General features: G+C 70.2%; 13 protein-coding genes. 7 read left to right on the top strand and 6 right to left on the bottom strand.

What is annotated here, in order from left to right:
• Window positions 1-31 precede the first annotated feature (31 nt).
• A complete protein-coding gene (locus IEY99_RS30375; RefSeq protein ID WP_189207539.1) occupies window positions 32-841 on the top strand; it encodes an inositol monophosphatase family protein in 810 nt (269 codons plus the stop codon).
• 51 nt (window positions 842-892) lie between these two features.
• Here the strand turns inward: IEY99_RS30375 and IEY99_RS30370 are convergent, their stop codons facing one another.
• Window positions 893-1513 (bottom strand): phosphoribosyltransferase, encoded by a 621-nt coding sequence (locus IEY99_RS30370; RefSeq protein ID WP_189207538.1) that lies wholly within the window; start codon window positions 1511-1513, stop codon window positions 893-895.
• Between the two features lie 662 nt (window positions 1514-2175).
• On the opposite strand from IEY99_RS30370, the gene IEY99_RS30365 reads away from it, so the two are divergent.
• The 4 genes from IEY99_RS30365 to IEY99_RS30350 all read left to right on the top strand — a co-directional run bounded on the left by IEY99_RS30365 (window position 2176) and on the right by IEY99_RS30350 (window position 6656).
• Window positions 2176-2802, top strand: coding sequence for a hypothetical protein (locus IEY99_RS30365; protein WP_189207537.1), 627 nt, complete (start codon window positions 2176-2178; stop codon window positions 2800-2802).
• 544 nt (window positions 2803-3346) lie between these two features.
• Window positions 3347-4672, top strand: a complete 1326-nt coding sequence (locus IEY99_RS30360; RefSeq protein ID WP_189207536.1) for a hypothetical protein — start codon at window positions 3347-3349, stop codon at window positions 4670-4672.
• Window positions 4673-4926: 254 nt separating this feature from the next.
• Entirely contained in the window at window positions 4927-5811 is an 885-nt protein-coding gene (locus IEY99_RS30355) for an alpha/beta fold hydrolase (RefSeq protein WP_189207535.1), read from the top strand.
• A gap of 140 nt (window positions 5812-5951) precedes the next feature.
• On the top strand, window positions 5952-6656 hold the full coding sequence (locus IEY99_RS30350) for a hypothetical protein (RefSeq protein WP_189207534.1): 705 nt from the start codon (window positions 5952-5954) through the stop codon (window positions 6654-6656).
• Window positions 6657-6682: 26 nt separating this feature from the next.
• On the opposite strand, the gene IEY99_RS30345 is transcribed toward IEY99_RS30350, so the two are convergent.
• The 5 genes from IEY99_RS30345 to IEY99_RS30325 all read right to left on the bottom strand — a co-directional run bounded on the left by IEY99_RS30345 (window position 6683) and on the right by IEY99_RS30325 (window position 12543).
• Window positions 6683-7891, bottom strand: coding sequence for a glycosyltransferase 87 family protein (locus IEY99_RS30345; RefSeq protein WP_189207533.1), 1209 nt, complete (start codon window positions 7889-7891; stop codon window positions 6683-6685).
• 270 nt (window positions 7892-8161) lie between these two features.
• A complete protein-coding gene (locus IEY99_RS30340) occupies window positions 8162-10207 on the bottom strand; it encodes an AAA family ATPase (protein ID WP_189207532.1) in 2046 nt (681 codons plus the stop codon).
• Window positions 10208-10273: 66 nt separating this feature from the next.
• The gene (locus IEY99_RS30335) at window positions 10274-10720 is read right to left on the bottom strand and encodes an SRPBCC family protein (RefSeq protein ID WP_189207531.1); all 447 of its coding nucleotides are present in this window, start codon (window positions 10718-10720) and stop codon (window positions 10274-10276) included.
• Window positions 10721-10891: 171 nt separating this feature from the next.
• Window positions 10892-12058 carry an MFS transporter gene (locus tag IEY99_RS30330; protein ID WP_189207530.1) on the bottom strand — a complete coding sequence of 389 codons (1167 nt, stop codon included), beginning with the start codon at window positions 12056-12058 and terminating at the stop codon, window positions 10892-10894.
• Between the two features lie 68 nt (window positions 12059-12126).
• Window positions 12127-12543 carry a Dabb family protein gene (locus tag IEY99_RS30325; RefSeq protein ID WP_189207529.1) on the bottom strand — a complete coding sequence of 139 codons (417 nt, stop codon included), beginning with the start codon at window positions 12541-12543 and terminating at the stop codon, window positions 12127-12129.
• Between the two features lie 290 nt (window positions 12544-12833).
• Between IEY99_RS30325 and IEY99_RS30320 the strand changes: the two genes are divergently transcribed.
• Both IEY99_RS30320 and IEY99_RS30315 read left to right on the top strand, forming a co-directional pair.
• Complete coding sequence (locus IEY99_RS30320; RefSeq protein ID WP_189207528.1) at window positions 12834-13286, top strand: carboxypeptidase regulatory-like domain-containing protein; 453 nt, start codon at window positions 12834-12836, stop codon at window positions 13284-13286.
• A 99-nt stretch (window positions 13287-13385) separates the two neighbouring features.
• A complete protein-coding gene (locus IEY99_RS30315; protein WP_189207527.1) occupies window positions 13386-13784 on the top strand; it encodes a PAAR domain-containing protein in 399 nt (132 codons plus the stop codon).
• The last annotated feature ends 99 nt before the right edge of the window (window positions 13785-13883 follow it).

Here is a 13883-nt window from a genome sequence, read left to right as displayed (position 1 = left end):
GCCCCTGGTTGCCGCGCGATACCGTACCGGGATGACCACGCCGTCCGATCCGGAGAACGTCACCGGGTACGGTGACCTGCACGCGCTGGCGCTGGACGCGGCGGTCGCGGGCGTGACCGCGATCCGCGCCGTGACCTCCGAAGACGCCGGCGATGGACGGCTGGCGGTCGCCGACAAAGGCGGCGTAGAGGACTTCGTCACGGCTGCCGACCTCGCCGCGGAGAAGGCGATCACCGCGGTGATCCGGGCGGCCCGCCCCGACGATGAGATCGTCGCCGAGGAATCCGGGGTGAGCGCCGGGAGCAGCGGGATCCGCTGGTACGTCGATCCGCTGGACGGCACCGCCAACCTCGTCGCGGGACGGCCGGACTATGCGGTGAGCATCGCGGCGCACCGGCGCCACGAGCCGGTCGCGGTGGTCGTGTACCGGCCGGCGGATCTGCGCTGGCTCGCCAGCTCGGCCACCGGCGAGCTGCGGGGCAACCTCCGCGTGAGGATCAACGACCCGGAACGGCTCTGCGCCGCGAGGGTCTCGTTGAGCCGACCGCACGATCCCGCCCGCCATGCGGAGGCTATGCGCCTGCGGGAGGCGCTGACGCCGCTCGTCGCGACCGAACGGCGGGTGGGGTCGGCCGCGTGCGCGCTGCTGGAGGTGGTGACCGGCCGGCTCGACGCGTACGTCTCGGTGGACATTCCCCCCTGGGATACGGCCGCCGGGCACGGACTGGTCGAGTTGGCCGGCGGGACGGTGGCCGTCACCCACCTGGGGTCCGGCACGCCTGTTTCCATCGCTGCCGGCCCCAGACTGGCCGCCTTGCTCAGCGCGGCCGTAGCTGGGTAGCCGTCGCCGGAGGCCGGCCGGCAAGCCCGGGACAGCGGGCACGGTGCACCGTCACCGGGGGGCCAGGCTCGCCTGACCGCGTTCGGCGGGAAGGTCGTGGAGCCAGCCGTCGATCATCCACGGCATCCGGACGAGCAGCCTTCCGGTGTCGTATCGGCCGTTCCTGCCCGCCTCCCGTCCGATGTGGTCGGGCCGGACGAGCGCGCCGGGCCGGGAATACACCGCGGCGGTCTTCACCTGCACCGAAGGGGCATTCTCAGCAAGCCATTCCTTGGCGGCGCGCAGTGCCTCCCCCGTGTCGTTGACGCAGCCCACGAGAATGACCTTGGAAAACGCCGACAGATTGGTCGGACCATAGCTGATGGCGGTGTGCCGCAAGCCGTGCCGGCGGTCGATCTCGATCGGCAGCACGATCGGCGCGCCGATGGCCAACCCGTCGAGGAGCCCGGCCAGCACACCACCCACGACGGCGCCGCTCCGGCTGACCGCGACGACCGCGTCCGGCCGGAAGGAAGGATCTGCCTTGATCTTGCAGGCCAGCGCCTCGACGTCGCGGACGACCTGCCGGAACGAAACTTTGCGCCCCCACGAGAAGTACCGGGCGCAGCCGCCCACGATCGCTGTGGCGACCAGGCTGGAGAGAACACCCACGGTGAAATTCGCCGGATCCATGGCTACCTCTCTTGGCGGCGGGCGCTGCCAGGTGGCGGACCGAGACCTGCCAGCATCATACGCAGCGGGCACCACCGAGCCCTGCCATTGTGGAATGGTGATCCGCCCGATGGCCGAACTGCGACGGTGGCATGTGGGGACCAGCAGCGAGATCGTTGCACGTGTCATTCGTCAACCGGCTGGGGGATTGACGTAGCGACAACCACAACCGCGGAACATGCACGGACCTCATGCCCCCGGTCGTGCGCGGCGGCGGCGTCGCCGTCACGCTCCGGAGAACCAGTTCGAGGATCCGGTGCGCTTCGTGCGTAGCCTCGGCATCTGGAAGGGGCCTTAGCCGGTTTCCCGGTGGAAACATGGCTGCCGAAGGCCATGCACCCCGAGTGCTGTCTCATAGAAGCGCAATGCTGCCGCCATCTCGTCGACGGCGTAGTCGGTTGAGGGCGTCCGCGAGCTGGCGCCGCAATTCGGCGAAGGTATCGCCTTGAATACGGACTCCGGATACGCCGCGTGAAGGCTGTCTCTTTGCCGCTGACAGGAGTGAGTCGGCAGCTCTTCTTGCAGCGTATGGCCGGCAAGCGCGCGTCTCGTTCTCCTCAGCTTCGAGCCGCCCCTGCCGATCTGGCGATCCCGTGACAGCGAGGTACCCCTGGATCCGCGTCGTGGCCGTGCTCGCCGGCATCACGGCGCTGCTGGTCATGCTGGTCGTCGTCACGAACGGACTCCTCGAGCAGAGGCAGCGCGACGACGCTGACCGACCCGTCTACGGCAACCTGCGCGACTACCTCAACAAACAGGCCATCGCCGACTACGTCGACCAGCGCCATCCCTACCTCGACCCGGTCTCGCTCGGCGAGGAGCTGACCATGACAGGCGATCCCGGCTATGCGGCGCGACTACACGCCACCCGCGGGAACGACGCCGACCCGGGGTCATATGCAGTCCGGCTCCAGAACGTCGGGACCGAGCCGTTCGATGGTTCGTTCGCGAGAGGCTGTGCATGGTTGGACACGGACGACGGCAAGAGGTTCTATCCGCCTGAGGTGCGGACCCTCATGACCGGCAGTACCCCGCCGGCCACGGTCCACCCCGGCGTCGAGTCCGACATCGTTCTCACCTTCAAGGTTCCGGCGCAGGCCCGACCCGTCCGACTCATACTCTGTCTGCGCCTCGGAAAGACCCACCCCACTGTGCAATGGTGTATGACCCCTGATCGACCAGCTGAAAAGCCTCGCTCACCTGCCGCCACCCGTACGCGCGAGGGGCACACCGTCATACCCCGTGATTGAAGGCCCTGCCTGATCTGCCGATTGCAGCCGGCTGCTGCTACTCAGTGTTCCGGGTCATAGGCGTACGCAGTTCGAGGCCCTACCGCCGCCGCCAGGCTGTCGGCGGGACCTCAACGACTCCGCGTCGATCGCGATGCTGGGCCTGCTCGGCCTGCGGATCTTCGAAGCGTGCGGCGCGAACATCGACAACCTCGGTGAGGAACACGACCATCGGTGATCCGGTTGGACCGGCGCCGAACACCCGATGAAGAGGCGCCTCCCACTTGCGGCGATGCTGAGCCGCTCTTGCCCTGGGCTTGAGTTTGGCCTGTGATGCTGGTTCCAGAAGCCATCCGGGTCCGAGTGGCAGAGATCCCCGGGCCTGGCTGAGCACATGCAACGGCCCTCCTTCGGGAGGGCCGTCGTGCTGCAACGGGCAGGCAAGCCACGTGTACGCTCCGTCGGCCAACTCCTCGATGATGGGCAGATGACGCCACGAGGCCCGCCACGCGCCGGGAAGGGCTGTTTGCCTGTATGGGGCCGGGAGGCCGATGAGAATCATGGCGTGGACTGTGCTGACGGCGACTGTGAGCACGACTGGCACTATGCGCCGGCACGCAGCGTGCTCGGGGCGCTGGAGCGGGGTCGGGGGATTGCCGTCGCCCGGCTTCGCGCCCGGCCGGAGGATGCCCGGCTGGTTTACGAGTGCATCGGTCGTGACACCAGATGGAACCACTACGTCGACAGCCGTGAGGTCTACCTGGCCAGGCTGGTCCGCGACCTGGACCTCGATCTGGCTCCCTTGGTCGCGCAGCTGCATGCCTGCGGCCCCTTGCCGCCGCCGTCGGAGCCGTACGATCCCGATAGCGATGCGGACATGTTCGATCTCCCTGCCGGGATCCTGGCGGTGCTCGCGGTTGGCGGTGACGAACAGGCCCTCGAGACGCTGCGCGACTACGTGAGCAACGGCGCCCGCTGGACTGATGCCCTGACCATGATCGCCCGGTGGTGGCCGGTGGAGTGGTGGGACGATCTATGGCTCCAGGCGGCCGTGCGCGTCGATACCGTCGAGGCGACCGAGTTCTGGCCGGCTGAGCAACCCTGGCGACGTTGGCGCGGCCGGGACGGGGGACTCGATGCAGCCTTCGACGCCGCCATCCGCGAGCGTCCGATCGCCGCTGTCGCTCCGCGCGCGAACCTGGCGGCGTTCTCTGCGGCACAGCTTCTCGACTTGATGCAAGCCGTCGGCACCGACAGTGGCACCCTCAACCTCACGTTCGGGACCGCTCGGCACCAGGGACGTGAGCTCCTGGAACTGCTGAACCTCGCGGAACGACTGGGACCCCCCGGCCCGACGGGCGTGTTCGGCATCCTGCTCGAGCTCGGCCAGCAAGTATCTGCGAGTTCCCTTCGAACGTTCCCAAACGCACCCATGGACTTGAATGTCGCGATGCTTTCTGACGCGCTCGACCGGCTCGACCGCGACAACGACGGGGAATGGTGCGGCTACGACCTACTTACCGAGAAACTCGCCCGGGTCCTCGCCGGCACACCACCGGCCGCCCATCTCGACGCGAAGGACAGACTCGTACGCCGGTTGATCCACCTGACCACCGGCTCACCGCACACATACGAACGTGCCAGCTACCTACGCAGCCTGCTCCTGTTGGATCACCAAGCCCCGGAGCATCTGCCTATCTACCTGCTCGACTGCGAAGCCGACGTGCGATTGCTCGCCGTGCGGCACACCGCGCTTACCGACGACGCCCGCCGCTGGCTCGTCGAACTCCGCGACGACCCGATCGAGCATGCCCATATCAGAGCCGCCGCGACCGAACGACTTCACACCCTTGACCATCGGCCGGAGGAAACTGCTGAAGATACCCGCTGACTTCGGCTCCGGCACACTCTCATGCCGCTTCAACGCGGCGGCGCAGATCGTATTCCAGTGACACGGCAGGCCCGACACGAAAGAAGCGACAGCATGCGAGCGAGCGACGTGACGCAACGGTCATACCTTGGTACGGGCAACCTCGTTGTCGCGAGCATCCTCTTGGCCGTCGCCGCATGCGGTCATGTGGATCCGCTTCACCCGGCGCCGGGCAGGACACCCTTCCGGTCCCCGACTGTGGATATAGTCCAGCGATGATCGATGGGCAACACGAGATATCCGCTGGTGGGGTGTCCCATTGGGTTCGCGTGGCGGGGGCATCCCGGCCGGGGACGCCGGTGGTGCTCGTCCATGGCGGGCCCGGGGCCAGCGCCTGTCCGTACGAGGCGATCGGCGACCGATTGGCTCGGCGAGTGCCGGTCGTCTTCTATGACCAGCGCGGTTGCGGCCGCTCGGGAAAGCCGGCGCAGGCGGACACGTACACGTTCGCCCGGCTGGTTCGAGACCTCGACGAGCTACGCGTCGCGCTGGGCCTCGAGTCTTTCGTGCTGTGGGGAGTGTCGTTCGGTGCCGTGCTCGCCGCGGAATACGTGGTGACGTATCCGCGGCGGGTGTCGCGGCTGATCCTGCAGGCCCCGCCGATTGTGGGGCCGTTGCATCCGGGCGCGATCGCGTTGCAGCCCGCGGCGATCGATGCTCTTGCCACGCCGGTCACCCGGGCAGCACTGCGGGCACGGCTGGACGGCGTGGAGGATCCGGTGCAGCGCGTATGGCTGGCTCATGCCGTTCTCGCCGAAGATGTGGTCACCCGGCGGCGTCTGGCCTTACGGAATCCGGATGGCGGAGCGGATAGCGACGGGAAGGACGAGCCGGATTTCGGATTCAACGAGACGATGGCCCGCGCGCTGCTGGCGACCATGAGAACGGACCTCATCGACGATCTGGCGGACCTCGATACCGCTACGCTGGTCATGGCCGGGTTGTGGGACGGCAACGTCGGAGTGGACAGTGCGCGTGATCTGGTCGTGCGCCTGCGCAATGCTTCCTTGCACCTGTTCCACCGCAGCGCGCATTCTCCGCACGACGAGGAGCCGGATGAGTACCTGGCGGCGATTGAGGCCTTCTTGGTCAATGGATGACCTGCGGTCCGGCTTCCGCGGGAGCACTGACGGTTGCGTTGCGCCATGCTCGCCTCCCGGAGTGCTGCGGACGTCGTGGACGGCTGCCACACGCCCCGGGCATCCGCGTACATGCATTGACCGTGTTTCTACTCTCGTAGATGTCAGCGACCCGCGGGCAGGGAGGGTTGGACGACGGCATGGTCAACGCGAACTGGGCACAAGCGGCGGCGACCGCCATCCTCGCCGTCATCGGACTTTGGATTGCGCACAACTACCGTCGGCAGGTCGGGCTCAAACTCGTCGAGCGTCGTATCGACGCGTACATGGGCCTGTGGGCGATCCTGGCGGCCGCGTCACCAGGGCGTACGAGCCCACTCGATCGGGTCGAGCGGCAGAAGGTGCGCGACGAGATGAACCGGTGGTACTTCGACGACGGCAACGGCATCCTCATGTCGACGCCGGCGCGGGACCTGTGGATTGCCGTCGCGAGCAACCTCACCTGTCCCGTCGCTTCGCTGCGACCTGCGGCCCTGGCGGCGGAGCTCGCCAGCCTGGCCGAGGCCGACGCCGATCGCCGTCGCGGGTGCGTGTGCATCAGCCAGGCATCACTGCTGCGGCACCAGATGAAGGCCGACCTGAGCCTGCACAAAGGTCTCTACTACCGCCCCGAGCTGGGCACCGCTGACCGGGACTTCTTGCGGGGCTGCGGGATATCGCCCTGGCGCCGGCCCTGGCGCCCGCCCGGCTGGAGAGCCCGGACACGGGCGAGCCGCCTGTCGGCCACGGGTGCCTCCGGCGCCCGCCTGTGCGTCTGCGGTGGCTGCCAGCCCGCGGCGCTGCCGCCCGGCCCTCACGCCACCTGACGGGTTGATGGACGCGCTGCGCCCGCCTACGAGAGGCTCGGCGGGTTCGAGGGCACCGGTTCGGGGTCCGAGCGTCCTGCGGGCGGGCCGACTCGCCGGCTGAGGCCCACCGCCGCCCAGACGCAGAGGGCGAGGGCGGCGAGGAGGTAGGCGTTGCCGAGGACGTGCTCGATCGGGCTCCAGCCGTACTCGCGTCTTTGCCCCCATGGTGGCCACACGAACGGGCGGGCCACGAAGACCGCGGTCCATGCGACGCTGGCCGACCGGCTGCGCTCCCACAGCGCCAGCCCGATAGGCGCGGCCCAGACCCAGTGGTGGGACCACGAGACAGGAGACGCCAGCAGCATGGCCAACGCGCCCAGGCCGGTGCCGAGCAGCCGGTCGCCGCGGCGCCACCACACGGCGCCGAGGACCACGGCCGTGAGAGCGAGCGGCCCGGCGACCGCGAGCCAGAGGGAGGTCGGCGGCGGAGCGTCGAGCAGCCGGGTGAGCGCGCCGAACACCGATTGGTTGTGGGCCAGCTCCGGGGGACCGACCCGGCCTGCCTTGATGAGATTGTGGGTCCAGTAGGCCTGCGCCGAGTCGGGGATCACCGCGAACCCGACCGCGACGGTGCCGGCGAAGGCCAGCAGCGCCCGTCCCGCGATCGTACGCCGACCGGCCAGCACCAGCAGCACGACGAACACGAGCGGGGTCAGCTTCACGCCGGCGGCGATGCCCACGAGCACGCCGGACCAGCGCCGGTCCGGCCGCACCAGATCGATGAGCAGCGCCAGCATGAGCAACAGGTTGATCTGACCGAAGGTGAGGTTCTGCCACACCGGCTCCAGCGCGAACGCACCACCGGTCAGCAGTGCGACCAGCCACCCGGGGAAGGTACGGCCGAGCGCGCGGCCCACCAGCAGGACGACCCCCGCCAGCGCGGCCACCGAGACCGCGGTCCACAGCGCCGTGGCGAGCCAGCCCGGAAGCGGCGCCAGCGGCACCATCGCCACCGCCGCGAACGGCGGATAGGTGAAGCGCAGGTTGGTGGCCGGGTCGCGGGACCCGTAGAGAGGCAGACCGTCGAGCACGAGCCGGCCGCCGTACTGGTAGACGGAAAGATCCACGAACCCGCCGTGGACGCTGAGCTTGGCAGGGGCATCCACCCAGGCAGCCACGCCTGCCACGACGGCAGCGGCAAGGATCACGGCCAGGATCGGGCCGCGCCCCTCGAGCGCGCGTGACCGCGTCACCGGACTACGTCCCAGCCGGAGGCGGGGATCCGGTCGCGCACCCAGCGGATGCGAAATCGCAGCGAGAGCAGCACGGCCGCCTTCATGAGGACACCACGATCGCATCGTAGGGTGCGCGGGAGCCCGCTCCGCGCCGGGGACCGGATTTAGATCAAGGTACGGCGCAGTCGGCGGTGGCGGGCAGCTGCGGATGCTCGTCATGGCCGATTGTGTCGACTATGCCCGGATTGCCCCGGCGGGTGGCGGCCGCGAGTCCGCTGCACCTCCCGTTCAGGAAACCGGCGGCGCCGGCCTCGAGCCGTGCAGCTCGACCTCCCACAGGGCGGCGCAGACGTCGTCGAGACCCTGCCGCAGGTGCCGGCGATAGGTGCTGAACGCCATCCCGGCGCGCCGGGCTGCCGCCTCCTGGGTGGGCGCGCCGGAGAAGTACGTGGCCACCAGCGCCTGGTGCGCCTTGACGCTCCTGGCGTTGCGGCCCACGTCGTCGACCGCCTGCTGGATCAGGGTGCGCAGGTCGTCGACGGCGTCGGTGGAGTCCGCCACGAGCCGGGTCCTCAGCAAATCCACGACGGCGAAGGAGCGCGGCGTTCGCCAGTGCTGCAGGGCCTCGCGGACCGCTCGGTCGAACGCCTCCCGGGCGGTGCCGGACGGTGCCGCCGGAGCCGGGACGTGCGTCTGGGTGATGACGTGGTCGATCCACGTCTCGAACGGCACCTGACGCCAGTCGTTGACGAACAGCGCGTAGGTGCGGTCGCCGACCTTGGGCCGTACCCCGGCGTCGGTCATGACTCCCTCGAGCCGTTCGGCCCACGCTTCGTGGTCGTGGAAGACGAGCATCCCGTACGCGCGACCGCGGGCACGCGCCACCTCGGCATGCGCCCGCGAGATGTTCAGGTTGATCACCTGGGAGGGCACCTCGTGCGCCTCGGGATGGACGCAGAACCGGGTCATGCTGATGTGTTCGCCGGGTCGCGCCGGGGCGGTGCTCATGCAGAACTTCCAGGCCGCGGCGACGACCGGGTCGACGGCGATGTCCTGCTCGTCGGGCGGGAACGGCAGGTCCAGCCGGGCCGAGAACGCCACCGGACGCCCGCTGGAGACCAGCCGGAAGAGGCTGAACGCCTCGGGCCGCTTGCCCAGCCAGTACCGGACGAGCGCGGCGGACGCGGCACCCTCGGTCGCGGTGGCCATCTCCACCACGGTGTCGATGTCCCCGGGGCGCAGCGGTTCGTCGTGGACCGCGCCTTCCCGGTCCCAGACCTGGGTGCGGGCGATCGCCGGCACCTCGCGGAACAGGTAGAAGATCTGGCTGGAGAGTTCGGCCGTCTGGCCCTCGGGAGCCTCGCGCAGCAGACGCAGGTACTCCGCGGTCAGCTTGCGCTTCATCGCCGTGAACGCGGTGGGTGCCCGCCAGCGCAGGTCGGCGATGACGGCCTCGCGGGCGGCGTCGTGCGGGTAGATGCCCCGCAAGGTGGCCTCCATGAACGGCAGCCCGCGCAGCCACGCGAACAGCGGGTGGGCGTCCTCTTCCGGTAGCGCGGCCTGCAGGAGCTCCTCGGTGGTGGTGTGCGCCTGCGCGGCGACCTCGAGCGCCCGCCGGTGCGCCGGTGACGGCACCTCGCCGATCAGGCCGGCGATGAGGGTGCGCAGCGTCTCGCCGGAAGAGGACCAGTTGCCGGCCGCGCCGGGATGCGCCGCGTCCACGGCCGCGGCCAGCGACAGCGCCAGCGGGTTGCCGCCGGCGAGCCGGACGAGGGCGTCCTGGCGGTCCGCGCCGACGCCGCTGACCGTCAGCAGCCTCCGCGCCTGCTCCTTGTCGAGCGGTGCCAGCTCGGCGACCCGCAGTGCCTGCGCCCACCCCGGGTCGGCCGTCCATTCCGCCATGGGCGCCTGCCGGCCGGCCAGGACCACCAGCGCGCCGTCGGCGATCCGCGGCAGGAAGTGCTGCCACAGCCAGGGCTCCAGCCACTGGCAGTGCTCGAAGGAGTCCACCACCAGGACGACGTCGCAGCGGTCCAGCACCGGCTGCGCGGAACGCTCGAACTCGGCGGGGGAGCGGCCGACGTACCGGCCGTCGAGCTCGACGAGCATGCGCCCGGCGTGCCGCGCGGCGTCGCAGAGCCGTTTGGCCAGCGTCGATTTGCCGATGCCGCCCGGGCCGTGCACGTACAGGACCGGCGCTGCCGCCGGTTCCCCGCGCAGCGCCTCGTCGAACGCCGCCAGTTCCTCCCGGCGACCGACGAACGCCCGGGCCCGCGCCTGCCGCAACCGGTCCGCCAGCGAACGGGCCGGCGGTGCCTTGCCGTTGTCGTCCATGTGCCCTCCCCGGGCAGACATCCTGGCACGCCGCCCACCGTCGACGATCACCCATGGGACACGCCTTCAGGTGACGGGGTTCTCGGCGGTCCTGCGCAGCAGGTCGAGCCAGGAGGCGAGGGAGCCGTCGAGGGCCTCGCGCAGATTGTCCGGGTCGGCCCGGACCACGTTGCCGTCCCAGGACTCGGCGGTCCGCACGATCGTGGCGTCGCCGTCGGCGGTGAAGGTCCACTCGTGGATGCCGGTGATGCCGTGCGCGGGACCTCCCCAGAGGATGCGGTGCGGGGCGTCCATCGCGTACACGGTGGAGGCGATCTGCAGGCCCGCGGTGCTCCAGTGGAACGTCGCTCCCGTGCGCAGGGGCCCGTCGGCGTACGCGGTGTCGATGTCGCCCTGCCATGCGGTCCAGCCGTCGACGTTCGTGTGCAGATGCCACACCCGGTTGATCGGGGCGGCGATCCGGATCTCGCGGCGCACGACGACCGCGGCGTCCTCTTCGATGTTCGTAATCATGGTCAGTCCTCCAGGCCGTACCGGCGATCACCGGTGTGCCCATGACTCTGCACCCCCGCGATGGCCATTCGCGTGGCCGACCACTGCTCACTTGTACTCAGTGGTGTTCACGGCAGACGCGGCGGCTCCGCGGCGATCGCCGCAGAGCCGCCGCTGTCCGGGCGGAACGGTTCAGGGCCGTCGGATGGTGGTGAAGGCCATGAGGGCGCTGAGGACCAGCAGGCCGGCGCCGGTCCAGGCGAAGGCGCCGCCGATGCCGAGCGCGGCGGTCAGTGGCTGCACGGCCAGCGGAGAGAGGAACTGGCCGCCGAAGATCGCCACCACCAGGCCGCTGAGGATGCGGCCGCGGCGGGCCGGGGGTGCCACTTCCGCGAGACGCAGATTGAGGTTCGGCACGACGATGCCGACGCCGGTGCCACCGACGAGGATGCCGGCGACGAGGGCCGCAAGGCCGGCGGCCGTGCCGACGAGGAGCCAGCCGGCACCGAGCAGCGCGACCGCGAGCGCGGTGATCGCACCGGCCGACAGGCGGGACCGCAGGCGGGGGAAGGCGAGCGCCCCGAGGATCCCGGTGACGGTGGAGCCGGCGACGACCATCCCGGTGACCGTGGTGCCGGCGCCGAAGGCGGGCAGGTGGAACGGCAGCTGGGTGGGCGCCATGAAGAACACGACGGTGGCGACCAGGACCAGGGCATAGGTGCCGGCGATCCACCGTACGGCGCCCGGCGCGGTCCTGGCGTCCGCAGCCGCGGCCTGGGCGGTGGTCCGGGCCGGCTCGCGGATCGCCAGCGCCAGCGGCAGCACGAGCAGGGCCACGGCATAGATCAGGAACGGCGTACGCCAGGAGACCCCGGCCAAGGCACCGGCCAGCGGTAGGAACACCACTCCGCCGATGCTGGCGAAGGCCTGTTGCAGGCCCAGGAAGGTCGCCCGGCGGGGTCCGCCGAACCAGTCGGTGATGATCGCACCGATCGAGGTCATGATGCCGCCCACGGCGACGCCGAGCAGGGCGCGGCTGGCGATGACGGTGCCGAGGCCGGGCAGGAAGTAACCGGCGGTGCCGGCAACCGCGAACAGTGCGAGAGAGGTCACCAGGATCGGGCGCCGGCCGAGGCGGTCGGCGAGTATCCCGGCGATCGGGGCGGTCACGGCGATCGCCAGCGACGTGACCGTCAGCGTGAGGCGGACCAGCACCTCCCGGCCGGCGAACTCGGTCGACATGGCCGGCAGGCTCGGCGCGATCACCGCCGCCGCCATGATGGTCAGCATCGCGGCGGTCAGCACTCCGGCGCGTGCCGGGACCGACGGGGCCGACCCGGCCGGCGTGGTCGTCGTCATCTCAGGTCCTCGGAGTCTGGGGGCGGACCGCCGTGCCCCGGACGGCTCCCGGGGCACGGCGCGGGCGGTCACTTGCCGTGCGGGCCGGGGGCGGCGCTGCCGTGGTAGGAGGGCAGGTCGGAGACCAGCCTGGTGAGCTCGGCGTCCTGCGCGTAGCGGCGCCGGTGCAGCTCGGCGATCTTGTCGCCGAAGTCGGGGTCGTCCTCGTCGGTGATGTCGTAGGAGTCGAACTTCTCCACCAGCGGCAGGCCGACCCGGTCGGTGTTCGCGTGCGCCGGGTGGGTCAGGTACTCCCAATAGCCGTCCAGGTCCTCCAGGACGAACACCGCGCCGTACTCGAAGTCGCCGCCGAAGTCGCGGCCGACCACGAAGGACTTCACCGCGGGGATGGCGCGGCCCTGGTTGCGCAGGCTCTCCATCGCGATCTCGATCTGCTCCGGGCTGGCGTCCTTCTTCAGCGTGAAGCGGTTGCCGTGGTAGATCATCGAACTCTCTCCTTCGGGGCGGTTGCGGTACCGGGGATCACCGGGTACGCCACCGATCCTGGCGAGGGTCGCTGTCCAACCGCGCTACCGGCGACTGCTCGACGCTGCTCACTTCTGATCAGGGCCGTGCGGAGGACCCGCGACGGGAAAGCACGGCAGATCACGGACAATCGACCACGTTCCAGCGTGGTCGTGGCGACACCATGGGTGTCGTGCGATGGCGTTCGCCGTCATTCCCGGGGATCTGGCCCCGCCGGCCGATTCCCCGTCCACGCGAGGAGACCGACATCATGATCCGTCCATTGTGCATTGCCCTCGTTGCCGCTACCGCTCTGCTCACCGGAGCGTGCGGCTCCGGCGACGACTCCGGTGAGGCGCCCTACCAGCCGCCCGTGCGGTCCGAGCGCACCGGCGTCGTCCCCCGAAACCAGCCGCAGGAGGAACCCGCGGAGCCGGCGGCGAATGGCGCTGTGCGGGTCCACGGGCGGGTGGTGTACGCCGGCTCGGGCGAGCCGTACGGGGGCGCCTGGGTGGAATTCACGACCGTCTTCGACGAGAACGTGCACACCACCACGGACAGCAACGGCTACTACAGCCTTCCTGTGCCTCCGGGCGTGTACACCGCGCTGGCCGGCGATGAGCCCGATGCCGATCTGGAGTTCAGTGTGTCGAACCTGGCGGGCAACACGGTGTCCATTCCACCGGACAACGTCGTCAACTTCGTGGTGACGCCGACCGGATAGGTGACGCTGCACCTTCGGTTGCCTCGCCGTACCTTCCCCTCCGCGGGTGGGCGAGGCATGCTCGATCGCCGGGCCGGTCCGCCGAAACGAGGAGACACCATGCCCCAGCCTTGTGCGCGGCAGAACGACCCGGTCACGGGCACCGACGTACACGTCCTGCTGGTGCCGTCGCCGGGCGGGCCGGTGCCCACGCCCACGCCGATGCCGTTCGCCGGACGGCTGATGACCGGCCTCTCCACCGATGTGCTGATCAACGGCCTGCCCGCCGCGGTGCAGGGCAGCGTGGCGCAGAACGTGCCACCGCATGTCGCCCCACCGCCGGCCACGTTCGGCAAGGCGCCCACCAACCAGGGCCGGGTGGTGCTCGGCTCGACGACCGTGCTGGTCAACGGCAAGCCGCTGGCGCGGGCCGGCGACCCCGTGGCCACCTGCAACGACCCCGCGGACCTGCCCGCCGGCACCATCGCCGGCGGATCCACCGACGTACTCGCGGGATGAGCCGGAGACGGCCTCTTCGGGCATCTCAGGATGCCCGAAGGTCTGTCCTGTGACGGGTCCCGCCGAGCACCGGCGGACTGCACGATGGCGTGGCGTCCG

It is taken from the genome of Couchioplanes azureus (assembly GCF_014648355.1).
GTDB lineage: Bacteria > Actinomycetota > Actinomycetes > Mycobacteriales > Micromonosporaceae > Actinoplanes > Actinoplanes azureus.
The sequence above is the reverse complement of the archived record's forward strand: the minus strand, read 5'-3'. Positions and strand labels throughout refer to the sequence as shown.